Source organism: Microbacterium nymphoidis, from assembly GCF_021044885.1.
GTDB classification, from domain to species: Bacteria; Actinomycetota; Actinomycetes; order Actinomycetales; family Microbacteriaceae; genus Microbacterium; species Microbacterium nymphoidis.
In genome coordinates, this window is record NZ_JAJNOD010000002.1 from 167,573 (window position 1) to 191,579 (window position 24,007).

Consider the following 24,007-nt stretch of genomic DNA (forward strand, 5'->3'; position numbering starts at 1 on the left):
CCCCTGGGAAACCAGGGGGGTTTCGTTCTGTCTGGCGCGGGAAGCACAGGCCCGGCATGCGGCGCATGAGTCGGATCTCGCACGCTCAGCCCTTATATATCGTTGCTGCTACGATCGTAGCTGTAACGATAGATAAGGAGCTGAGCGTGCGGACGCAAGAGACCGTGCTGGAGATGGCCCTCGGTACCAAGGTGCTCATCTGGGTGGTGTGCGGAGCTGGTGGTGCGGCACTCGGCTGGGTGCTGCCCGGTGTGCTGCGGATCGCATCGTCATGGCCGATCCCGTTCATGGAGTACCTCACGTTTCTGGGCTCGTTCGATGCGCCGCTGATGGTGCTGGGCCGGCCGGTGGTGCTCGGGATCGTGGGGCTGGTGGTGGCCTTCCTCCTCACGTACCACAGTGCGCGACTGACGATCAGTGACGAGCGGATCGTCATTCGCGAGGGTGACGACGCTCGCGTGGTCGAACGCGCTCAGGTGGGCGGGGTGTATCGCCACGGGGGGAAGGTGCGCATCGAGTCGCCGGAGGGGCGAGTGCTGTTCGATGACGATGTGGAGGGTGGACGACGAGTCATCGCTGCGGCGTTCACGCATCACGGGTATCCCTGGGAAGGCGTCGTGACCTCGTGAGTATCGCGATCTCCCCGCGCACGCTGATCGAGGGATGCTTCCGGGCTGATGGTGTGGCGCCACTGGATGTGGTGTACGACGTGGGGCTTGCGCTGGGACTGACTGAGCAGACGGTGCGGCTCGCTATTCGGCGAATGCAGGCGGCCGGGGAGCTGAAGCAGATCGGCCGTGGGCGTGCGGGCAGGGTGGAGCGGACGAGCGAGTCAGAGGCCAGCGCGCGACTCGACGACCGGCTCCTGAGGTTCGCCTTCGCGCAGGATGATGGTGACGTCGTCTGGGACGGGCGATGGCGGATGTACGGGTTCTCCGTTCCGGAGTCGGCGCGCTCGGAGCGCGATGCGCTTCGGGCCACGCTGCAGCGACTGGGGGCGTCCGTCCTGATCCCCGGCCTCTATGTCACGCCGCACGATCTGGGGGAGGAGCTGTCGCTTCTTCTCGGGGAAGGAGACACCCCTCGCCGGCTGATCGTCGCGGAGTCGGATCGGTTGAGCGTCGGCGGCGTGACGGATGCGCAGATGGTCGCCGAGCGTCTGTGGCCGGCGTCGGGGACACTCGCTGCATACGAACCGCTCGAGCGCGAGCTGTCGGCGTCGGTGATCCCGTCACCGGACGATCAGGTCATGACGCTGGCAGCTGCGATTCCCCTGCGCGAAGCGTTCGGACAGGCACTCGCAGCCGACCCGCTCCTGCCACCCGAGCTCCGCACGAAGCCGTGGCGCCCCAGTGAGGTCCGCCGGCGGTTCCTCTCGGTGTGGTCCGCGCTGGGGCAGAACATCGACTGAGTTCGCGCGCCTTTTTACTTCGAGAGTTGAACTAAGAGCGCGCGAGGGCGCCGGAGATCTGATCGCCGAACCAGCCGGTGAGCGTTCGCGCGAAGGCGCGCGAGATGTGGTGGGAGTCGGCGAAGACGATGGTCCCGCCCACCACGATGTGGCAGCGCCCCTCCTGGCACAGGAGCGTCGACGGATCGATGATCGTCGCGCCGGCCTCGTACGCCGCTGTCTGGGCCCAGTCGGTGTGCGGGGCGGGCTCCCAGGCGCAGGCGTCATCGCGCCACTCGCGCTCCACGCAACTCGGTGCGCTCTCCATGGTGTCCGTCGCGCCCCACTCGTGGGCGGTGCCGGGAAGGTCCGCGATGAAGATCACCGACTTGCCCGCATCCTGCAACCGCTCCATGACCTCGTGTGCGTTCTCTGTGCTGTCGGGCTGAAGCTCATACCGACCCGCAACGATGACGGTGTCCACCTCGGTGTCGGAGACGACTTCGTCGAGGACGTCGATCGTCCACCGATCGCACGCCTCCGCCTGTGAAGCGGTGGCGTCTTCGGCCGCCACCCCCACCGGGGCGAGCGGAGTGCACGAGCCGCGGGTGCGCACCAGCACGCTCCAGTCGTGCTCGCGGGCGGCGAGGGCCAGGGGCAGCGCGTACTGATCGGCATGCGAGTCGCCGATGAACGCCAGCCGCTCGGTGGCTTCCGCGGCGGGGACGCCGAGATCGCAGCTCATCTCGGAACGATCTGCGATGGTCGCCCAGTCACACTCCTCTCCGTCCCCGGAACGCAGGCCGAAGCCGCCGGATTGGGTGAGGGTGGGATTCACCGTATCGGTGAGCGCGTACGGATCGTCGCAGTCGTTGAGCAGCGCGTACGCGCCGAAGCAGCCGCTCGCGTCGCGCTCCAGCTCCGCGATCGTGGCGGCGGCGGCCTGATCCTCGGCTCGCAGCACGCCGAGGGGGGAGAGGGCCAGCGCGATGACGGCCGCCATCGCCGCTGCGGCACCCGCGTAGGTGGGCAGTCGCCGCGCCAGCAGGCCGGGGGCGCGGCGGATGGGCTGTTCCACCCACCGCATCGTGGCCCACGCCAGGGCGACGGTCAGTGCGCCCGCGGCCAGGGCGAGGAGGGGATCCAGGGGCCGGCCGATCGCTGCGGCCGCCAGCACGATGATCGGCCAGTGCCAGAGGTAGAGCGAGTAGCTCGCATCCCCGACGAACTGCACCGCAGCCGGATGCGACAGCCGTTGCGGGGCGAGGGCGTGGTCGTCATCTCCCAGCCAGAGCAGGAGCGCCGTCGCCACCACGGGGATCAGCGCGATGGCTCCGGGGAAGGGTGTGCTCGCGGTGAAGAACACCCCGCACGCGAGGACCGCGACCAGCGCCACCCAGGAGGCGATCAGGCGAACGGATGCACCAAGACGCGCGCCGAGTGCGGGAAGCAGGGCGACGAGCGCGCCCGCGGCGAACTCCCACGCCCGCGTGGTGGTGACGAAGTATGCGGGGGCGGGGGAGAGTGCCGTCTGCACGATCGAGGCGGCCAGCGAGGCGGCGAAGACCAGTCCGATGACCGCGGTGAGGGCCGTGCGCCGGCTTCGCCCCAGCAGGCGCACGCCGACGAGGACGGCGGCGGTCAGCAGCAGCGGCCACACGATGTAGAACTGCTCCTCGACCGAGAGCGACCAGTAGTGCTGCGCAACGGATGCCGGCGCATCGCTGGACAGGTAGTCCACGGATGAGGCGGCCAGCACCCAGTTGAGAACGTACCCCGCAGCGGCGGTGATCTCGGTCAGGTTCTGCGGCAGGAGCGTTCGCGGGATCAGCAGCAGCGCGCCGACGGCCGACACCGCCATGACCAGGAGCGCGGCCGGCAGCAGCCGCCGGATCCGTCGTGCCCAGAACTCGCCCAGACGGATCCGTCCGTGCCGGTCGAGCTCACGGTCGAGATGGCCCGTGATGAGATAGCCCGAGATCACGAAGAACACGTCGACGCCGATGTATCCGCCGGTGAGCACGCTGGGGAAGAGGTGGAAGATGACCACCAGTCCCACGGCGAGCGCCCGCAGACCCTGAATGTCTCGACGTTGCCGCATCCCTTTCACGCTAGCCCGGCCCGCTTCGCTTTGCGAGGGGGTTGCATCTGGTCCCAGCATGGTCCATGGATGTGCTCGGGAGGCGTGGAGGTGATGCGAATACCATGGGCATCCCGACCCCAGGAGGAACCGTGTCCGATGCTGTGACCGAACTGCTCGATCGCGGCACCGTCCGTGAGGTCGTTCCGCGGCCGCCCCGCAGCCACCTCCGAGCCGGGATCGCGATCGTGCTGCTGCTGGCTTGCCTCGGCGTGGTGCTGGCGGCGACCCTGTCGCCCACTCCGCTGGATCAGGGGTACGAGAGCTCCATCGACAAGGTCCTCGCGGTGCTCCACCGCAACGGCGTACCCGCCTGGTTCGACTACCGCGAGCTGGAGTTCACGGCGAACGTGGCGATGTTCGTGCCCCTCGGTCTGCTGCTGGGTCTCGCGCTCGGCCGGGTGATGTGGCTCGGCATCCTGCTGCTGCCGGCGCTGTCGGCGGGGATCGAGTGGTTCCAGGCGACGTTCCTGTCGGCACGGTTCGCCACTCTCCAGGACGTCGTGGCCAACTCCATCGGCGGCTGGGCCGGTCTGCTGCTCGCGGCGATCATCGTGGGAATGGTGCATGCCCGTGACCGGAAGGTGATCGAGCGCGCACTCTGGGACGCGCGATACGGCGGGCGTCGCTGACCTACGCGCCGGCTCCGTCCGGGTGGCGTTCGGCCACGTCGAAGTCGAGCTGGTCCCTCAGCGCGTCGCTCCACCGCTGTGCGACCTCCACCTGCATGGAGACCATGTAGGTGGTGGTCAGGTGTGACTGGTCGCGGAACACGAATCGATTCCCGACCACCGGTGAGCAGATCCCGTCGGGGCAGATGAGATCGTTGACGTCGACATAGGCGACGTGGGGGATATCCAGCGCGTCCGTCGGGCTGGGTGAGCTCAGATAGTCGCTCAGCGGGAAGTCGCACTCGCCTCCCATCGCGTAGCACTCCGGCATGTCGACGGCGAATCCGGGGTTGTCGCGAATGCCGAGAACCGTGGTGATGGAGGACAGCTTCTCGAGCATGCTCACGTAGAACGAAGGCACCTCGTCGCCGTCCTCACCCGGGCGCGTTGCCGTGGTGATGACCAGATCGAATCCTCCGGACTCGATCGCGTCATACGTCGACGCGAGCCAGTCGCGGCACGGTCCCTCCACCGTCTCCTCGGGCAGGGCGGGAACGCACGCGGGCTTGACGAACGGAACCAGCGTCCAGTCGTTCTCCTCGGCGAGCTCCAGCGCCACCTCGAACCAGTGCTCGGAGTGCGATGCGCCGAACAGCGCCACCCGGAGCCCGGAGCCGTCGACATAGCTGCAGTCGGCGAGTTCCGAGTCGTCGAGTGCGACGGTGCAGCCATCGAGGACCAGCTGCGAGAAGTCGGTGCTCACCGTGTCGATGGCGGGGATCGGCTCCACGCCGTCGGCGACCTGGTAGATCTCGGGACTGGTGACGGAGAGGGCGCCCGGGTAAGTCAGGAAGTCGTCGTCGGAGTCCGCGGCCTGGGCCGTACGCATCGCCACGGACGCCGTCCAGCCGACGGGGGCGATCACGGTGAAGAGCCCGAGGGCCGTCACCAGCGGAAGCGCCACCCACCGCGATCGGGGCGCCCGCTCCTTCACCGCGCGCGGGCTTCGCAGCGGCTGTTCCACCAGATGGTAGGTGAGGACCGAGAGCACGCCGGCGGTGCCGAGGATGGCGATGCCCGCGAGCCAGCCCGTCTCGCGACCCAGGTACAGGGACGTGAAGATCAGGATCGGCCAGTGCCAGAGGTAGAACGCGTACGTGTACTTCCCGCATCCGGCAATCCAGCGGAGCGAGAGCAGACGAGAAGCGCCGAATCCGTGTGGAGCTGCGCCGCTGACGATCAGGGCGATCGCTGCGCCGAGCGGAACGAGAGTCCAGGGGCCGGGGAATGCGGCCTTCCCGTCGACCACGAAGCCTGCGAGCACCAGCGTGAGTAGACCCGCCCAGCTGACCACCGGCCACAGTCTGCCCCGCGGGCTCCAGCGACGCAGCAGCACCGCCACCAGCGTTCCCAGCAGGAACTCCCAGAGCCGCGCAGGCGTCGAGTAGTAGGCGGCCGCCTGGTCGACCGTGACGGCATAGCCCGCGTAGAGGAACGACGCTGCGGTCGCGACGACGAGGAGCCAGAGGAAGGCGATCTCCCGCGTCCGTTCCGTGCGGTGGCGCGTGACGAGCCACAGCAGGGCGAAGAGGACAGGCACCAGCACGAAGAACTGCCCCTGTGCGGACATCGACCAGAAGTGCTGCCAGGGGCTCGTCGTCGCCTGCGCCGCACCGTACTGCTGGCCATTCAGCGTGAGCCACCAGTTCTCGACGTAGAACAGCGAGGCGAGCGTCTCCTCGGCTCCCTCCAGCCATCGCGTGCGCGGTGCGAGGACGACGAATGCCACGATGGTGGCCGCGAGCACCACGATCATCGTCGGAACGAGGCGGCGGACCTGCTTCGCCGCATAGGCACGAGCGCGAGGAGGCCGGCCGGCCACGAACTGGCGCCAGAGCGAGCCTCCCACGAAGAAGCCCGAGAGCAGGAGGAACACGTCCACACCGCCGGACACGCGTGTGGTCCACACGTGATAGGCGGCCACGAGGAAGATGGCGACCACGCGGAGACCCTCGAGGTCCGCCCGCCGCACGGTCGGCGTGTCGGGCGGTGTCGGCGCGGTCGGGGTGGTGACGGCAGACGACATGGAAAAACTCCCGCGATGATGCGATGACCTTGACGATCCTCGTTGACCGGTCGAAGGCGCGCGGATGTGCGAACGGGCGTCCAGGGAGACGCATGGCGTGCAGCCTCGCGGCGCGCACCAATTCCAGCCTACCTCCGCTCACCTGGGCGTTGGACCGGGTCCCGGCGCGCGGGTAGCCTACATATGCCGTCACCTCGGTGAGCGCCTCACCGGGCACGGCGCGGATGACGCGAAACAAGGGGAAGCACGTGGCCGATGCCCAGCCGATGACGTCGGCCATCCGGGAACCCGCCCGAAGCCGGCATCGTGTGGTCATCGCGGCGGCGCTGCTGGCGCTGATCGTGGGCGCGATCCTGGTCCTCACGCTGCGACCGACGCCGGTGACCGAAGGGAACATGGGCGGGATCGACCGCGTGCTCACGGTCGCCCACAGCGCCGGGGTGCCGGATGCGTTCAACTATCACGCGCTCGAGTTCACGGCGAACATCGTGATGTTCATCCCGTTCGGCTTCTTCCTCGCGCTCGTGCTGCCCTCACGTGCGCGCTGGCTCGTCCTCCCCGCCGTGCCGACGTTCTCCGGCGCTCTGGAACTCGCCCAGGCGCTGTTCCTGGAGAAGCGCTCCGGGAACATCGGTGATGTGATCTCCAACACGATCGGCGGATGGCTGGGGCTGCTGATCGCCGTGGCCCTCGTCGCCGCGATTCACGCGCGCGACAAGCGTGTGGTCGCGCGCGCCTTCTTCTTCGCCGATCGCGGCTGATCAGAACGGCGTTCCCTGCTTCGGTGCCGGGGAAGCCCTCACGCACTACGCAGCGAGTGGCCCGGCGGCGAAGCAAGAGCGTCGCGCGGGCGGGAGCGCGTCAGTGCGCGGTCTTGCCCGGTGCGACGACGGCCTTGAACGTGCGGAACAGGATCTGCAGGTCCTGGGCGAAGGACCAGTTCTCCACGTAGTACAGATCGAAGCGGATCGAATCCTCGGCGGAGAGCTTGGACCGACCGCTCACCTGCCACAGCCCGCTCATCCCCGGCTTGACGAGCAGACGTCGCTCGACGCCCTCCTCGTAGAGCGCGACCTCCGAGGCGACCTGGGGACGCGGGCCCACGAGGCTCATGTTGCCGCGGAGAACGTTGAACAGCTGGGGCAGCTCGTCGATGGAGTGACGACGGATGAACTTGCCCACCTTGGTGATGCGGGGGTCATCGGCAACCTTGAAGAACGGCTGTCCCGCGGTTCCCTGCTGGTCGAGCAGTCCCGGAAGCTGGGCATCCGCGCCGGGGACCATCGAGCGGAACTTGAGCACGTGGAAGGTCTTTCCGTGGCGGCCGACACGCTCCTGGGCGTAGATCACGGGCCCCGGGCCCTCCGCGCGGATCACGATGGCGGTGACCAGCATGACTGGCAGAGCCAACACGAGCATGACGCTGCCCGCGACGATGTCGAACGTGCGCTTGACCACCCGGCGATAGCCTTCGAGGCGGGGGAAGTCGACGTGCACCAGCGGGAGGCCCGCGACAGGCCGGGCATGGATACGCGGACCCGCCACATCGGTGAGCGCCGGCGCCACCACCCAGTTCACGTCTCGATCCGCCATGGCCCACCCGAGCCGGCGCATGGTGTTCGGGTCGAGCTCGTCGCTTCCGCCGACGATCAGGGTGTCGGCTCCGGTGCGGTCCACAGCACTGACGGTGTCCTTCAGTGCACCGAGCACCGGTACGTCACCGATCTGCGACGGTGTGCCGTCCGGTGTGATGGCCCCGACGATCACGTAGCCGCTGACCTTGATGCGACGGATCTGCCGGGCGATGTGCTGGATCTTCGCCTTCTCGCCCAGCAGCACCGCGCGGAACACGAAGGTGCCGTTCCACTGGCGCTTGCGCAGCCATTGCCGCCACAGCCAGCGGCTGAGCAGCAGTCCGAGGAGACCTGCCGGCAGGACGATGACGAAGAGCGCGCGCGTCACATCGATGCGGAGGAAGAACGCCAGGGAGATCACGACGGCGAAGACGAAGACCGTGGCGCTGATGATACGGCGGTACTCGACGACGCCGTCGCCCACGATGTGACGATCGCGTGTTTCGAATGCCTCCAGGCACACCAGCCACAGCACAGCGACAAGCAGGAGCGGAACAGCGTAGGGCAGCTTGGGGCCGCCGGGCCAGGCGAGGGTGCTGCTGCGCAGTCCGAACAGGCCGAAGGCGGTCAGCAGCACCGTGATCACGATGACGTCGGTGACGAAGAGACGGCGCGCGTAGCGCATCGCCCATTTCGTCGCACGTCGCGGTGCCAGCGGTTCCGCGCGTGCTGAGGCGATGGCATTCGCGTCCGAGTCCTCGGGCTCCACGGTCACGAGCTGCTCCGTGGACATGCACCACACGCCCGCAGCGATCTGCGCTGCCGGTTGCGTGGGGGGTGCACGGGGGGTGTCATCTGCCTGTCAGTCGCGACCGTAGATGTCGCGGGTGTATACCTTCTCGACCACGTCGGCGAGCACGTCGCTGGACCGGTTGGCCACGATCACGTCGGCGCGCTGCTTGAACTCCTCGAGATCGCTGACCACCTCGGAGTGGAAGAACTCCGCATCCTCGAGGGTGGGCTCGTAGACGATGACCTCGACGCCCTTCGCCTTGATGCGCTTCATGATGCCCTGGATCGACGACGTCCGGAAGTTGTCGGATCCGGCCTTCATCACGAGGCGGTAGACGCCCACCGTGCGGGGGCCGCGAGACAGGATGTCCTCGGCCACGAAGTCCTTGCGGGTGCGGTTGGCATCGACGATGGCCGTGATGAGGTTCTGCGGCACCTCGGAGTAGTTCGCCAGCAGCTGCTTCGTGTCCTTGGGAAGGCAGTAGCCACCGTAGCCGAACGACGGGTTGTTGTAGTGGGATCCGATGCGCGGGTCGAGCCCGACGCCCTCGATGATCTCGGGGCTGGACAGGCCGTGCACGGCGGCGTAGGTGTCGAGCTCATTGAAGTAGGCCACGCGCAGGGCGAGGTAGGTGTTGGCGAAGAGCTTGATCGCCTCCGCCTCGGTTGCGCCGGTGAGGAGCACGGGAACGTCTTCATCGATCGCGCCCTCGACCAGCAGATCTGCGAACTGGCGTCCGACCGGTCCGCGGTCGCCCACCACGATGCGCGACGGGTGCAGGTTGTCGTAGAGCGCGCGACCTTCGCGCAGGAACTCGGGGGAGAAGATGATCGTGGCCCCGGGGTGCGCGCTCGTCATGCGCTCGGTGAAGCCGACGGGAATGGTCGACTTGATGATGATGGCGGCGTCCGGGTTGATGGCGAGCACCTGATCGATCACCGACTCCACCGACGACGTGTCGAAGAACTTGGTGACCTCGTCGTAGTTGGTGGGTGTTGCCACGACGACGAACTCGGCGTCGTGGTAGGCGGCGGCGCCGTCGAGCGTGGCGGTGAGGTTCAGCTCGCGAGTGGCGAGGTACTCCGTGAGCTCGGCGTCGACGATGGGGGAGATCCGCTGGTTCAGCAGGTCCACCTTGTGCTCGTTGACATCGACCGCGATGACCTCGTGGTGCTGTGCGAGGACGACGGCATTCGAGAGTCCGACGTAGCCCGTGCCGGCGATCGCAATCTTCATAGGTTCCAGGATAGACGTGCCCGATACCAGATCCGGATTACCGGACGCCTAGAATCGGTGTGGTGAAGCCGGTTCCCGTTGTCTCGATCGTCATGCCGGTGTTCAACGACGAGGCGACTCTCGCCGCGTCCATCGAGAGCGCGCTGGCACAGACGCTCCCCGACGTCGAGATCATCTGTGTGGATGATGCATCCACGGACGGGACCGCCGCGGTGATCGCGGACTTCGTGGCGCGGGACCCGCGGGTGCGGCTTGTCCAGCAGGAGCGCAACCTCTCGGCGTTCCAGGCTCGTCGTGCGGGCATCCTCGCCGCCGAGGCCGATTACGTGCTGTTTCTGGATGGTGACGACGAGCTGGTGCCCCATGCCGCCGAGCGTGCGCTCGCGGTGGCGCGCGAGAGCGATGCGGATCTCGTCGGGTTCGGCGTGACGGTCATCGACAAGAACGGTCACACCGGCGGATCGTACGAGCGCCGCTTGCAGCCGCGACACGAGCGCCTGGACGGCGCCTTGGCCGTGCTGGAGGGCCTCTTCCCGCTGGGGACGCCCGCGCAGGGGCAGCTCTGGCGGTTCCTGTTCCGCACCAGCGTGCTGCGCGACGCGTACGCCGAGCTTCCCGACGACCTCGTATTGCCTCGTGTCAACGACCTGCCGCTGATGTTCCTGGTGGCGGCTCTCGCCACACGCTACGTGTCGATCGAGGAGAAGCTGTACCGCTATCACTTCGGCCGCGGTGGGAGCGGGCAGGTGGTCGACAGCATCGAACGCGCCGAGTTCTACGTCTCGGCGATCCGGTCGATCGACAGCATCCGTGCCGCTGTGGATGCGCTCGCCCCGCGGCACGCGGATCCACAGGCCCTCCGGGACGCCTATGAGTCGGCGCGACTGTCGATCGTCGGCTACGTCACCTCGCAGCTGATCGATCGCAGCGACAGCACGGTGCTGGATGCGGCGCTGGCTCACCTGCACGAGGTGGCGTCCGCACACGACATCATCCAGGGCGCCGCGCGTTTCTACCCCCGCGTGCTGACGGTGCTGAAGTTCCATACCCCGTGGCAGCCGGTGGGCCATCGACCGGTGCGCAGCGTGCTGCTGGCGACGTCGACCCTCAGGACCGGGGGCGTCTCCGCTGTTCTCGCCTCGCAGGCGCACTATCTGCGTGAGGCCGGCTACCGCGTGACCGTGGTGGCACGAAGCAAGGGCAGCGACCCGAAGGCGGTCCCGCCGGGCGTCGAGTTCGTCGAGCTCGAGGCGCGAGAGCTGGTGGACCGCATGCAGGAGTGGGCGGACATCTGCCGGGAGCACGAGATCGATGTCGTCATCGATCATCAGGTGCTGTACACGAGGTACTGGCCCGAGTTCGCCCTGATGGCGAGGTCGGAGGGCGCTGCCACAGTGGGCTGGCTGCACAACTTCGTGGGGCGACCTATCTACGACGGCAACGATCGACTCTCGCTGATTGAGCAGTGCAGCAACACGCTGGCGCAGCTCATCACCCTGTCCCCCCTGGACGTGGCGTACTTCAAGCTGCGCGGGGTGCAGCATGCCGCGTTCGTGCCGAACCCGCCGTCGCCCATGCTGCAGGCATCGGTGGCCCAGCAGGTGACCAAGGTGCCCCCGGCCGGGCACATCGAGCTGGTGTGGTGGGGGCGTCTGGAACAGCGCACCAAGCAGGTGACCGAGCTCATCGAGATCGGCGTGCAGCTGCGCAAGCTGTCGGTGGACTTCCGGTTGACGGTGATCGGGCCCGACTGGGACACCCTGACGGCCAAGAAGTTCAACGCCGAAGCGCGCCGCCGCCGTGTGGGCGAACAGGTGGTGGCCATCGGCCCGCGACACGGCGACCAGCTGGTCGCGGCGATCGACGCGGCCGATGCGTTCGTCTCCACGAGCATCATCGAGGGGTATCAGCTCACCATCGCTGAGGCGCAGGCGCGCGGCCTACCCGTGTTCATGTACGAGCTGCGCTGGCTCACCCTCGTTCAGGACAACGACGGAGTCGTGGCCGTGCGACAAGGCGATGCCGCCGGCCTCGCCCGTCAGATCAGCGAGGTCCTCGCTGACCCGCAGCGCTACCGTGAGCTGTCCGACGCCTCGGTGAAGGCCGCCGGCCAGGCCCTCGCCTATGACTTCGCCGCGCTCTACACCGGAGTAGTGGAGGGGACGCTGCCCCCGGAGTTCTCTCCTGCGCCGGCCCTGGAGGATGCTCAGCAGCTCCTCGGACTCATGGTGTTCTTCGCCGAGCGCGCCCCGCACCGCGGACGTGAGCAGACGACCCAGAGTGCGGTGGATCAGTCGTCACTCGGTGTGCGCGTGTGGCAATCGGCGGCGCCACTCGGACGTGCCACTCTGGAGCGGGTCCCCGGGCTGCGGCCCCTCGCGCACCGCGCGAAGGGGTGGCTCCGCGCGCGCTGAAAGGCGCGGCTCGTGCTCGCCGCATCACATCCCGTGTAGAGCGCGAAGGGCTGGAGACGGGCGCGACCGCATTCGCGCCGTCAGGGAGCGTCGCCAGTCGTACCCTCTGTCGGGGGTGGGTCAGTCGGCTCGGTTGTCGGGCCGACTGTGGGCTCTGTCGTTGGCTCGGTAGGGATAGTCGGTTCGGTCGTTGGGACGCTGGGCGAGGGAGAGGGCTCCGCGGGCGGCTCGCTGACCACTGGTGGTATCGGCTCTTCCGTGGGCTCCGCCGGGGGCTCCTCAACTTCCTCAGGGGTCGTCTCAGGCGCTAGTTCGCGGGTCACCGTCACCGTCGATGTCACCTGCTGCCCGCCGGCGTTGGTGGTGACCAAGGTGTAAACCGTTGACTCGTTGGCGCACGGGAACACCACCGGCTGGGAAGGAACCGCGAGCGATTGATCGGTCAAGAGGAACTCTGTCGACGCGCCGTCCGCTGTCGCGACAGCAACCGACACAGATGTTGCACCGCTTACGTTCCAGATCAGGCTCACCTCCGTCGATGAGTCGACGGATTCGCAGAATGCGGTGGGAGTGGAGGAAGTGAACTCATTGATCACCGGCAAGACCGGAACAGCCGAAGGTGTCGGAGATGAAGTCGGAGGGGCCGAAACTGATGCCCTAATCTCCGTAAGCGCGCTGCGGTCCGCCTGGTTCGCCGCTACGGAGATTGCTGCTCCTGCGGCCGCCGCGAGCAAAATCGCCCCACCTGTGAAGGAGAACGCCGCGATACGACGGCGTGACTTGGTGCGCTCCGCGGCAAGGTATCGCGCGCGACGAGCGCTGCTACGCGGATTCGTAGCGGCCGTCGAGACTATCGCGGTGGGACGGGTGCCAGTTGCAACGCCGCTCGCCATGCGGATTGAATCGGTGCGCGTCCGCGCAGGCTCCCCCCGCAGCGGCTCATTCGTTAGTGCGGTGGAGCGAACTGAATCGCTGTTCGTAACGGCATTGGACCCGCCGCCGGCAGTATCGTCGGCAGCGGCAGCGGCAGCGGCAGCGGCAGCGGCAGCGGCAGCGGCAGCGGCAGCGGCAGCGGCCCTCTTGGCAGCTGCGCTCAGGCGGCGCGGCTTAGCAGCGGACGGCGCTGCGCCGACAGCGATACTCCCCGGGTTCTTGGTCCATCGCACATACTCATCGATTACATCACGTGCCGCCCCATCCGCGCGTAGCTCTCCCTTATGCACCCACAGAACTCGTTCACATGTGTCTCGCAAGGAACTCACGGAATGGCTGACAATCATGACCAGGCCAGCGCTGTCCCGGAGCTCTCGGATTCGTGCTTCGCTCTTCGTGCGGAAGCGTCGATCCCCGACGGAGAGTGCCTCGTCAATCAGCAGGATCGAGTGGGATTTAGCCGAACCGATGGCGAACTTTAGGCGGGCGGCCATCCCGGAGGAATAAGTCCGCATTGGATGACTTATAAACTCGTTGAGTTCGGCAAATTCCGCAATAGGGCCGACCTGTGCTGCCGCCTCCTCTTGAGTGAAACCCATTGCTAGAAGGCCCAGCTTGATATTGTTCTCGCCCGAAAGTTCCGGCATGAGGGCGGCGTTTACTCCCAGAAGCACTGGTCTGTCTGCGGCCCAGATCCTCCCGCTGGTGGTCGGCAAAAGGCCGCTCATCGCGCGGAAGAGCGTGGATTTCCCAGACCCGTTGTGACCAATCACGCCGATCGACTCGCCGCCGGCGGCGCTAAAGGTTATACCGCGAACAGCCTCAACAGTTTGCAGACCCCGGCCGCCACGCATTGCTTTTAGGCTGAATGCGCTGTCGCTGGCGTTCGACTGCTTTCCAGACGCGTACACTCTATAATGAACGTGCGCGTTATCGACCACCATCAGTGGGTGACCCAAGGTGCTTTCGTCCGCCGACCTCCCGGCAGTGTGATCAGTCGCTGAGGCCATAGCGAGCCTCCGCTTTCCAGAATACGAGCACGCCTGCCGCAAGTGCGAGAATGGCCCACACTGGCGCGGCAATGAGAGCCAACAAAGGTGCCGGATGATCGTTGAGCATCACATCGCGGACCAAAGCGATGAAGTCATACGTCGGCACGAGGTGTGCGATCGTGAGGATGGCGGGCTGGTCCGCGAACACTTGGTCCAACTGGAAAAAGATCGAGCTTGCGTAGAACAAGACCCGATTGACGATGGGAATTACTTGTTGCACATCCCGCGCCCACACAGATAGTCGGGCAGCAATAAGAACGACTCCGAAATTAAAGATCGCCATGAGCAGCAGTACAAGGGGCAGTAGAAGCCATGACCAGCTCACTCCGACACCAAAGATTGGTAGGAGGATCATGAGCAAGACAAAAATGGGGACGACGCGTAGTGTTTGCTCCATGACTATGGAGATTGGCAAGAGAATGCGAGGGAAGCCGAGACTCTGAACAAGGCGAGCATTCCCAGTGATTGCCTTTGATCCACTGCCGACGCAACCGGTGAAGTACTGAAACGTGAAAACGCCGGTGATCAGGTAAGGGACCCAATCATCCGGTCGGGCCGCGTTAGAGAGGATCGCGCCGAAGATGGTTCCATAGATTGCTGCCGTGGCGAGGGGCCTCAGGATCAGCCACAAAAACCCTAAGCGGTTCTTGAGGAGGTCGCTGGATAGACGGTACTTGGCGAGTGTCCAGGCGAACGAGCGTCGCTGCCAAGCCTCAGCCACGTAGGGGAAGAATGGCGGGCGTTGCCCCACCTCCACGAGCCCCGGCGCCGGAGGCTGCGGACGTACGTCTTCCACCCTGGCTCCGCCTTCCGAACTTGATCCTCGAAGGGCGTGATCGCCCAACGTGTGCACGGCGTACGTGTACACAATCGGACCCAGCATACTGCGCCATGCTGTGTGCATCGGCACGGAGGTCTCGGGGCGAGGCGCAGTTGGCCGACCACGGCGCTGGAACGCGAGCGTCTCGGCCGCGTGGATCGTTGCTGCGTCTTGGGAGGGCATAGAATCGCGAGGTGGGGGTTGGTGGGAAGCCGGCGCTCACCGCACCGATTCCGCCCAATCTCCCGGAGCATCCTATGTCTCTTGCCCCGCGCCTCACGATCGTGATTCCGGTTCACAACGACGAGAGCACAGTTGCAGGCGCGCTTGACAGCTGCCTCGTTCAGACAATGCGGAATATCGAGGTTATCTGCGTGGATGATGCCTCGACCGATGGCACTGCCCGCGTCCTTGAGGAGTATGCGGAGCGGGATCCTCGTGTGCGTGTGATCCGGCAGAGCTCGAACAAGTCGGCGTTTCAGGCGAGAAGGGCCGGAATCCTAGCCGCGCAGGGCGAGTATGTGCTCTTCCTTGACGGGGATGACGAGCTACTGGACACAGCGGCTGAACGTTCGTTGGCTGTGGCGGAGGAACACAAGGCTGACTTGGTCGGATTCGCCGTAGAGGTAGTCGGAGCCGACGGAAGGACGGTGGGTGGCTACCAGGAACGTCTGAAGCCGAAGTTCACAGAGCTGTCAGCCGCTGGCGTGCTCCAGGGTCTCTTCCCAGTAGATAAACCAGCTCAGGGCCAACTTTGGCGTTACCTCTTCCGAACACAGATTGTGCGGGAGGCTTATGCGATGCTGCCCGCTGATCTCGTTCTCCCACGAGTGAATGATCTTCCCCTCCTCTATCTCGTGGCGGCTCTTGCACAGAAGTTCGTTTCTGTTTCCGAGCGTCTTTATCGCTACCACTATGGACGCGGCGGAAGCGGTCAAGTGGTGGATACGATGGCCCAGGCGGAGTTCTACGCTGATGCTATTCGTTCTATTAGTAGTATCGAACCCGCCGTAAGGCTCATAGCTCGAAAGAGTAGTGATCCTGCTGAGCTTATGGACAACTATGAATCAGTACGGTTGTCGATTATTGGCTACGTAACAAGTTACCTCCTCGCGCACACTACGAGTGATCTGATGCCTCAGATGCTTGACCATCTTCATACTTGTACCCCTGCGCTTGATCTTGCAGTCGCCGCCGTCCGCTTCTATCCGTCGAATCTTCCTGCTCTCAAAGAGCACAGCAAGCCAGTCGACTTGAAGTCTAAGAACGTCCGCAACGTCCTGCTCACAACGAGGGCGTTGACTACTGGAGGCGTCTCGGGTGTGCTTCTCGCGCAGGCGAATTTCCTCATGGCGGCTGGTTACAACGTGACTATTGTGGCTCGCCGGTTTGGCAGCGAGCGAAATCTCGTACCCCAAGGTGCACATTTCATTGAGATGGGAGGAAGTGGCCTTCCTGACCGCCTTGCTGAGTGGAGTGAGATCTGTCAAGACTTCCACATTGATGTCGTTATCGATCATCAAGTTCTCTATAGTCGGGACTGGCCCGAGTATGCCCTAGTGGCACGCGGCCTGGGTGTGGCGACGATTGGGTGGTTGCACAACTTCGCAGGTCGGCCAATTTACGACCTCAATGGCCTACATGAGCTACTGAAGGCGAACGCCTCGCTACTGGAGAAGCTCATTTCGCTGTCTCCATTGGATGTCGCATTCTGGAAGCTCCGCGGGGTTTTGAACAGCGCATATGTTCCGAATCCACCCTCCCCGCTGCTCATGGAGTCGGCACGCATATCCCGCCCTAAAAAGTTGGCGAACGAGCGTTTGGAGCTGGTGTGGTGGGGGCGGCTTGATGAGCACACAAAGCGCGTTTCCCAGCTGATCGAGGTTGCTGCACAATTGCGGAAGCTCTCGGTCGATTTCCAGCTCACCGTCATCGGCCCAAAGTGGCAAGACTGGACTGCCACGCGCTTCAACGCTGAGGTGAGAAGACGGCGCCTGCACCACTTCGTCAGGGCTGTCGGGGAGCGCCGTGGTGAGGAGCTCCTAGCGGCCATTGACTCGGCGGATGCATTCGTCTCCACGAGTATCATTGAAGGTTATCAACTGACTATCGCAGAAGCGCAGATTCGTGGCCTCCCGGTGTTCATGTACGAACTTCCGTGGTTGACACTCGTGCAAGATAATGACGGCATTGTTGCCACGCCCCAGCAGAACCCGGCCGGCCTCGCTCAGGCAATTGCCGCGGTATCACGTGACCCTGCTCGGTACGAGGCGCTTTCGCGGGCGTCGATCAGTGCGGCCAACCGCGAGATTGCTTACGATTTTTCCCAGCTTTATCAGCAAGTCGTAACTGACACGCTTCCGGAGGAGTTCTCACCCGAACCTACATTCGAAGATGCGCGCAGGCTCTTGGACCTCATGATTTTCTATGCGGAACGCGGCGCTGATGAGCAGTCCAACGGGAAAGCTCAGGTGTCGAAATCGAAGCGGACGAATGGGAAGGGGCGTGTGTCTAGTCGCACGCCTCGGAGGAACAGCGACCTGGGGTCACCTAAAGGCATGTCCATCGGCTCGCGCGCTTGGCGAGCTGCTGCCCCTGTGGGGCGAACCGTGCTTCAGGTATTTCCCGGCTTGCGCCCGCATGCCCATCGAATCAAGCGCGCGATCATTCTGCGACAGAAGTAACGTCGGATGTCCTGGGCTCAGTCAGCGACTGAGCCCAGGACATCATGGATTCTGCTCGAGAGAGCGATCAGCTCTGCGCGGGAGCGGTTCATCGCGGAAGCGAGGGTGGGAAGCTCTGTCTCGAGCCGCGATTGCCGGTCGTTGAAGGTTGAGTGGTGTCCTGTAAGAGCCCCGACGCCCGCGGTCGTAAGTAGGCGGATGATTTTCTGAGGATCCGCAGCACTTCCGAGTGGATACGCACCTTCCGTCGCCCCCATAATGAGTGCGTGGGCTCGGTCACTCACGACCGCCAGCGACTCGCGGTACACCTGTCGAACGTGCTGATCAAGGTCCGAATGGCTTGTGGAATTCGCAACTAGATACTGGCCACCGAGCGCCTCGGCTAGACGTACCGCCAGCGGGGCGTCACGTGCGACCTGTGCCACCGTCACTATCTGAGTCGAAGTGCGGGCGGCGAGACGCCGAACCGCTGTGAACCAAGTATCCGAGGGCCAGGGGCGATCAAACCGCAATGTCACTGCGAGGCGATGACGGCCTGCATCGGGAAGCCATGTCGACGGCGCGCTGCCCAGCGCAAAGGCCCAATCAGGGGCATGCGTCCCGAATCCTGCAGCCTCGGCTGACCCTTGGTCCCGCCAAGACATGATCGAAGCATCACGGAGAGCGATATCGAAGTTAACACGGCTTGCGTTTGACGGGTCCTTCAATCCGAGCCCGGCAGCAATCACCACGCCCCCTCGCTTCACCGTGTCCCTCAGTTCGACGGCGCGTCTGGGGTGGGGATAGGCACGATCAACGACTGGGTTGATCTCTCCTGCGTTCACAACGTACACGGGCCTTGCAACCTTCCGGCGTGCGGCTAGCCACGCACGCCGGGACTCATAGACCACGTCGTCAGGCTGTAGTGGCATGGCACTCAGGTAGTCCGATGTCTGTCCCTCGAGTAGGACGTGCAGGCGTTGCTGCGGAGCGCGGAGTGCTTGGAGGAGTCCGACCCGAAGTGCTGAGTCTCCAAGGTTGTCATCCTGCCCCGCCGGGTGAATGAAGACGTGCTGCATTCCAAGCCTCTCGTGCTGTGAACCTTGACTATATTATGGTTGTCGTGGAGTCTCCTAACGCTCAAGCCCGGTCGGCACGCGACCTCACCGTCCACTTCACTCATCGTCCGCCGGCTCCTGTACTGCGATATGTGGACGAGGTCGTGGGGGAGTCGAATCCGGGCCTAACCTTCAGATACTCACAGGGGGTACTGACAAGCTTCGACGTGGACGTCGTGCACGTCGTGGATTCGAGCCTCGACACCCTCATCGGGACCGCTGACGCGAGCTCTCGCCAGCGGCTGTTGGCGACATGGGCCTTCGTGCGTAATCTCCGCAAACATCGAATCGCGCTGGTGCGAACGGTCGATGGCACTGATCAACGTGACCAGAGGAGCCGGTCGGATCGGATCGCGTCTGAACTGCTCGACCGGGTCACGAGCGCCTTCATTGTGCGCGACGCGTTCACACAAACTCCGGCACCTGCGCGAACACACCTCATCCCGTACTCCGAGTTTGGTGAGAGGTTTGTGGGCTACCCCGGCGCGACTCAGGTGCCGGGGCGTCTGCTCTGCATCGCGCGTGGATTCCTTCCATCGTCGGCTGTGGGCTTGCTCCAGCTGATTCGAGTCACGAACACACCGGGTCTCACGATTCGGTTCGTAGCGCCCGCGCATCGCCTCAGTGCAACGAAACTCAAAGGAGCTGAGGCGCGACGTTCGAAGCTGATCTCGACGCGCTTGGAGCGAATTTCGGACGGAGCGAGGATCCAAGAAATTGATGCCGCCGAGCTTGTGGTTCTACCTCGCGCGCCTCACACACCTCACGATCTACAGATCCTATTCCTAGCCCTCTCTCGCCGACGCCCCGTCCTCACTCCGCGAACTGAGGCGTTGGCGGAGCTCTCAGACGAGATCGGAGTCGGGTGGCTGCACCTAACGGACGGACCGATCACCGCGGAGGCGATCGACTTGGCAATCGACTTTGGACGTGCCACCGAGCGTAGCGGTGCTCCAAATTTGGAGGGGCGTAGTCTGGCATCGACGCGCGCGGCGTTCGCGCAGGTGTTCGAGCGCGCAGCCGCTACGAAATCTGTCAGGGCGCGCTCGCGCTCGCGATCCTGATCCGCATTGATCAGCCCTGGGGCTTTCGCGTGGTTGTCGTCGGACCGCTGGGGAGAATCGGCGCTTGGGCGTAGCCGAGTCGATGACAAGCGCCTACTGAGTACTGGCTAGGTGCCTACTCTGCCACTCGCGTCTAGCGAGCCTGACGCGAAGATTTCCCAGATGGCTGGCGTCTATGCGTCGGTTGCTTTAGCTGGTGCGCTCTGATTCCTCTGGTACTTCCGATAGGATCGAAGCCGCGGAATGTGTACGTCCCCGCGCACGGGACGGGCAAGCCAGTCTACGACGCCGGGTTGGCTCGAGCGAGGCTACCGTTTAGCGCACTGTCATGATGGAGATCATTGATGAACACCACAGGCCAGCCTCTGATCTTCGCGAACGATTCGGAGAAGTGGCGCGCCTTTGTTGCACAGAATCGTCGAATTCAGCATGACCTCAGTGTGCAAATTGTTGACGACGGAATAATCCTCCCGCTAAGAGCCGCGCGAGACTCGCGCCAGTCGTGGGAGGGGGGTGTCACCGATGCGACAGGGGGATTCGTTGCGGGGCATACTTTTCATCCCGCCAGATCTCACCGTCGTAATGTGATCCGAGGTTATGAGCCTGAGCAAGTCAGGCGCGTCGAGGGCGTTGCCCTCTATGCTGGCGGAATACGTCCCGATCAGTTCGGCCACTTCCTCACGGAGAGTCTCGCGAGACTCTGGTGGGCGATCGGCAACAACATCGAATCGATGAAGGTAGCTTTCAATAGAACCTATCCGGTGGGGATAGATCACCCCAATTTCTCCTTGGTTGAGAGACTTGGGATATCTCGGGAGCAGATTGTCATCGTCGACGAGCCGATGCAGTTCGACAAAGTTGTTGTTCCTGACCAATCGTTCTATTTGGGTAATGGTGAGTACCACGATAACTTGAGATTCATTTACGACTCGATTAGAGACTCGGTCTCGCCGGGCGCGGTGGAAAAGATCTACTTCACGCGTCGCAGGCTGGTTAACAGGACAACTGAGACGCGGGAACTAAATGAAGAGATGCTCGAGGATTTCTACCAGAGGCGTGGGTACAAGGTTGTCTCGCCAGAAACACTGCCGCTTGCTGAGCAGATATCCTTGATTGCAGGAGCGAAAGAGATCGCCTCCACCGCGGGCACCTTGTCGCATCTGGTCGTTTTTGCGCAGGACGGCGTGAATCAGTCGGTTCTCCTGCGGCACCCTCGAAGCCTTTCCGTGGAAGGGCAGTGGGGACTCAGCCAGATGCGAGCCGCCAATATCCGTATCGTCGACGCGCTTTTGTCTCTTCTGCCGGGATCGCACACCGTTGGAGTGGTCTACTTCTCAAAATCGTCGCATTTTGTCGAGTATGCTAAACAAGTGCACGATGTGCACGTTTCAACGGATTCGTTGGAGAGTTCGCTCGCCGAATATTTGCGCAATTGGGCAGAGCTGCTCGCAAGCACCCCTGATCGCTTTCTCAAACGATATCCCGAATGGACATTAGTTGATCTTGTTGACAGTATTCACTCGACACTTTGTGGCGAACCAATCAGTGATGAAGCAAGAGAACGTTTGGTTCGCCGTTTCGTGAATCATGAACCGGAGATTCGTCGACCTTCTCACACGGGTGAAATCCATTTCAACAGCAACGGGGGAACCCCGATTCCGCATCAAGTTATTGACCGAGGCGGAGTAGCTCTTCGCCCAGCGGATCCAGAGCGACCTGGGTTCAGGTTTGGTGGGTGGTACAACTCGCCGAGACTTCGCGAGGAGTTTGATTTCGAGGCCCCGGTTACTCGAGTGAAGACTGTCCACGCGCGGTGGGTCAGGAAGTCTGCCCGTACTTGACTAAGGAAATGTCGCGCGTTCGCTCAGACCGACGTCGGTCGCAACGGCTGCGGCACGATGTCTCGGGATGGACGTTCCGCGCGCGCTGAGCGCATAGCCTGAACGAGTGAGCTCGTCGCGTCGTCGTCCCACCCGTACCTTCGTGTCCCTCACGGGGCCTGCGGGCAACATCGGCGATGCGCTGATCCGCCGCGAGACGCTGGAGTGGGCACGGGGGACCTCCGACGAGCTGGTGGCCTACGTGGGCGAGGCGCCCGACGTGTGGCTGCACCAGCTCGGGGTTCCCACGGGCACCATCGTGCTGCGCACGAAGCGCAGCGTCCCGCGCTGGCTGTGGCTGCTGGCCACGGCTCCGCGCCGGCCGGTGCTGGTGCTGGAGGCGGGGGAGGTGCCGCTGGATCGCGGCAACGGGCTTCGCGAGCTGGTCTTCCTGGCCGAGACGGTGATCGTCCGGCTCAAGCGCGGTGTCGTGGTGCGACCGCCGCGCGGCATCCGCGCGCCGTCGAATCCCGCCCTCTGGCTGCACGCGCTCGCGGCGCGATGGTCGCAGGTGGCGCTGTGGCGCGACGAGAAGAGCGCGGCGCTGGTGGGCGGCGCCCAGGTGGTGCCCGACGTCGGTTTCGCGGCGGGCGTGCGCGCCGGATCCGACGAGGAGGCGCGTGAGGAGCTGATCATCAGCCTGCGCGGGGCGCGTCCGATGCCCTCCGCTGCCTGGATCGAGGCGGTGCGTGCGTTCGCCCGGACCGAAGGGCTCCGCATCCGCACGGTGGTGCAGGTTCGGGAGGACGAGCAGCGCTCGCGGGAGCTCGCCGACGCACTCGGCGGTGAGTTCGAGCCCTGGGGTGACATCGACGCGGTCACGCAGGAACGAAACCTCCGCGCACGCTACGACGACGCACCCATGGTCATCAGCGACCGTATGCACGTGCTGGTGCTCGCTGCGCTGAGCGGCGCGGTACCTGTGGAGCTGGTGCCCACGCCGACCGGCAAGATCGCGGCGGCGTTCGATGTGATCGGGCTGCACGGTGTCAGCCACGACTCCCGCGACGCCGACGTCAACGCTCTGACGCAGGTTCTCGTCACTCAGCGGGGACGACGTGATGAGGTGATCGCGGCGGTCTCGGCTGCTGCGGACAAGATCGCTCATCTCGAATCGCGCATGCGCGAGACCGTGCGGCGGGCACGCCGATGAGCGACGCCGCCGCGCGGATCCTCCTGCTCTCGCACAGTCATGCCTTCGGCCCGTTCCGTGTGGGAAGCCATCACTACGCCCGCACGCTCGCAGAGTCGGGGGCCGAGGTGGTGCACCTCTCCACTCCGGTCTCCCTCGCACACCGGGTGACCGGACGCATCGACGCGCACACCCTCGCCACGCTTCCGCGCGGACCGATGCGCGACGAGGCGGGTGTGACCCACCTCGTGCCCCTTACCATCGCTCCCGTGCCCTACGGGCGGTTCCGTGTCGATCGGGAGCTGCGCCGGCACGGCATCGCCGAGCGCTTCGATGCCGTGCTCATCGACCAGCCGCTGCTGTGGCACGAGTCGGTGCGTGCGCTGACCGGGCGGCTCGTGTACCGGCCCACCGATATGTACCCCGACGGGGTCAAGCACGCGCAGCAGCAGCGGATCGTCGCCGCGGCCGATGCCGTCATCGCCACGTCCTCCGCGGTCCTCCGCGCTCTCGGAGACCTCACCCTGCCGACGCTCGTGATCGAGAACGGCGTCGATGCCGAGCGGTTCACCGCGTCGTCGGCCGGCGGTGCACGGGAGCTGCTGTGCGTGTACGTCGGCGCGCTCGACGGCAGATTCGACTGGAACCAGCTGGGCGCGTGGGCGCGGCAGCATCCGGATGTCCGCTTCATCGTCGCAGGCCCCGGGCAGGCGCCCGCATCGCTCACATCGAACGTCGAGATGCTCGGCGCGGTCGATTACGACCAGCTCCCGGCACTGTTGCAGCAGGCACGCGTCGGACTGCTGCCGCTGTCGGACGATCCGCTCAACGCCGGACGAAGCCCGATGAAACTGTACGAGTACCTCGCAGCGGGGACGGCCGTGGTCACCCGGGAGACGCCGGTGCTCCGTGCTGACGCCGTCTCCGGGGTGTACACCTACCGGGACGGAGCCGACGCCGATGCGGCGCTGCGGAGCGCGCTCGCGCATCCGTCACCGAACATCGCGGGCATGCGGCGCGCAGCGGCGGAGAGCTGGGGCGCGAAGACCGCCCAACTGCAGCGATTCGTGTTCGATCTCACACAACGCTGAATCGCGCCCC

15 protein-coding genes are annotated in these 24,007 nt (G+C 64.7%); 9 read left to right on the plus strand and 6 right to left on the minus strand.

From position 1 onward, the window contains the following. The first annotated feature begins 146 nt into the window (after nt 1-146). Both LQ566_RS10040 and LQ566_RS10045 read left to right on the plus strand, forming a co-directional pair. A complete protein-coding gene (locus LQ566_RS10040) occupies nt 147-629 on the plus strand; it encodes a YqeB family protein (RefSeq protein ID WP_231091548.1) in 483 nt (160 codons plus the stop codon). Next, nucleotides 626-1,411, plus strand: a complete 786-nt coding sequence (locus tag LQ566_RS10045) for a PaaX family transcriptional regulator (protein WP_231091549.1) — start codon at nt 626-628, stop codon at nt 1,409-1,411. Before LQ566_RS10040 ends, LQ566_RS10045 begins: the two co-directional genes overlap by 4 nt. Nucleotides 1,412-1,442: 31 nt before the next feature. Here LQ566_RS10045 and LQ566_RS10050 read toward each other — a convergent pair whose 3' ends face one another. Further along, nucleotides 1,443-3,491, minus strand: a complete 2,049-nt coding sequence (locus LQ566_RS10050) for an acyltransferase family protein (RefSeq protein WP_231091550.1) — start codon at nt 3,489-3,491, stop codon at nt 1,443-1,445. 131 nt (nt 3,492-3,622) lie between these two features. Here LQ566_RS10050 and LQ566_RS10055 point away from each other — a divergent pair, with 131 nt between their 5' ends. Continuing rightward, complete coding sequence (locus LQ566_RS10055) at nt 3,623-4,162, plus strand: VanZ family protein (RefSeq protein WP_231091551.1); 540 nt, start codon at nt 3,623-3,625, stop codon at nt 4,160-4,162. Between the two features lies 1 nt (nt 4,163). Here LQ566_RS10055 and LQ566_RS10060 read toward each other — a convergent pair whose 3' ends face one another. Then, nucleotides 4,164-6,227: an acyltransferase family protein gene (locus LQ566_RS10060; protein ID WP_231091552.1), complete on the minus strand. Its 2,064-nt coding sequence runs from the start codon at nt 6,225-6,227 to the stop codon at nt 4,164-4,166. 248 nt (nt 6,228-6,475) lie between these two features. Between LQ566_RS10060 and LQ566_RS10065 the strand changes: the two genes are divergently transcribed. Further along, complete coding sequence (locus LQ566_RS10065) at nt 6,476-6,988, plus strand: VanZ family protein (RefSeq protein ID WP_231091553.1); 513 nt, start codon at nt 6,476-6,478, stop codon at nt 6,986-6,988. 100 nt (nt 6,989-7,088) lie between these two features. Here the strand turns inward: LQ566_RS10065 and LQ566_RS10070 are convergent, their stop codons facing one another. Further along, nucleotides 7,089-8,594, minus strand: coding sequence for a sugar transferase (locus LQ566_RS10070; protein WP_231091554.1), 1,506 nt, complete (start codon nt 8,592-8,594; stop codon nt 7,089-7,091). A gap of 69 nt (nt 8,595-8,663) precedes the next feature. Beyond that, nucleotides 8,664-9,830, minus strand: coding sequence for a nucleotide sugar dehydrogenase (locus LQ566_RS10075; RefSeq protein WP_231091555.1), 1,167 nt, complete (start codon nt 9,828-9,830; stop codon nt 8,664-8,666). 62 nt (nt 9,831-9,892) lie between these two features. Here LQ566_RS10075 and LQ566_RS10080 point away from each other — a divergent pair, with 62 nt between their 5' ends. Next, complete coding sequence (locus tag LQ566_RS10080; protein ID WP_231091556.1) at nt 9,893-12,244, plus strand: glycosyltransferase; 2,352 nt, start codon at nt 9,893-9,895, stop codon at nt 12,242-12,244. 80 nt (nt 12,245-12,324) lie between these two features. Here LQ566_RS10080 and LQ566_RS10085 read toward each other — a convergent pair whose 3' ends face one another. Together LQ566_RS10085 and LQ566_RS10090 are read right to left on the minus strand one after the other, a co-directional pair. Continuing rightward, complete coding sequence (locus LQ566_RS10085; protein WP_308070810.1) at nt 12,325-14,187, minus strand: ABC transporter ATP-binding protein; 1,863 nt, start codon at nt 14,185-14,187, stop codon at nt 12,325-12,327. Further along, nucleotides 14,171-15,025 (minus strand): ABC transporter permease, encoded by an 855-nt coding sequence (locus tag LQ566_RS10090; RefSeq protein ID WP_231091557.1) that lies wholly within the window; start codon nt 15,023-15,025, stop codon nt 14,171-14,173. Before LQ566_RS10090 ends, LQ566_RS10085 begins: the two co-directional genes overlap by 17 nt. 281 nt (nt 15,026-15,306) lie before the next feature. On the opposite strand from LQ566_RS10090, the gene LQ566_RS10095 reads away from it, so the two are divergent. From LQ566_RS10095 to LQ566_RS10110, 4 genes are all read left to right on the plus strand, one after another. Further along, nucleotides 15,307-17,733, plus strand: a complete 2,427-nt coding sequence (locus tag LQ566_RS10095; protein WP_231091558.1) for a glycosyltransferase — start codon at nt 15,307-15,309, stop codon at nt 17,731-17,733. A 2,505-nt stretch (nt 17,734-20,238) separates the two neighbouring features. Further along, nucleotides 20,239-21,735 carry a glycosyltransferase 61 family protein gene (locus LQ566_RS10100; protein WP_231091559.1) on the plus strand — a complete coding sequence of 499 codons (1,497 nt, stop codon included), beginning with the start codon at nt 20,239-20,241 and terminating at the stop codon, nt 21,733-21,735. A gap of 106 nt (nt 21,736-21,841) precedes the next feature. Beyond that, nucleotides 21,842-22,927 carry a hypothetical protein gene (locus LQ566_RS10105; RefSeq protein WP_231091560.1) on the plus strand — a complete coding sequence of 362 codons (1,086 nt, stop codon included), beginning with the start codon at nt 21,842-21,844 and terminating at the stop codon, nt 22,925-22,927. After that, entirely contained in the window at nt 22,924-23,997 is a 1,074-nt protein-coding gene (locus tag LQ566_RS10110) for a glycosyltransferase (protein WP_231091561.1), read from the plus strand. The genes LQ566_RS10105 and LQ566_RS10110 overlap by 4 nt, the downstream gene beginning before the upstream one ends. The last annotated feature ends 10 nt before the right edge of the window (nt 23,998-24,007 follow it).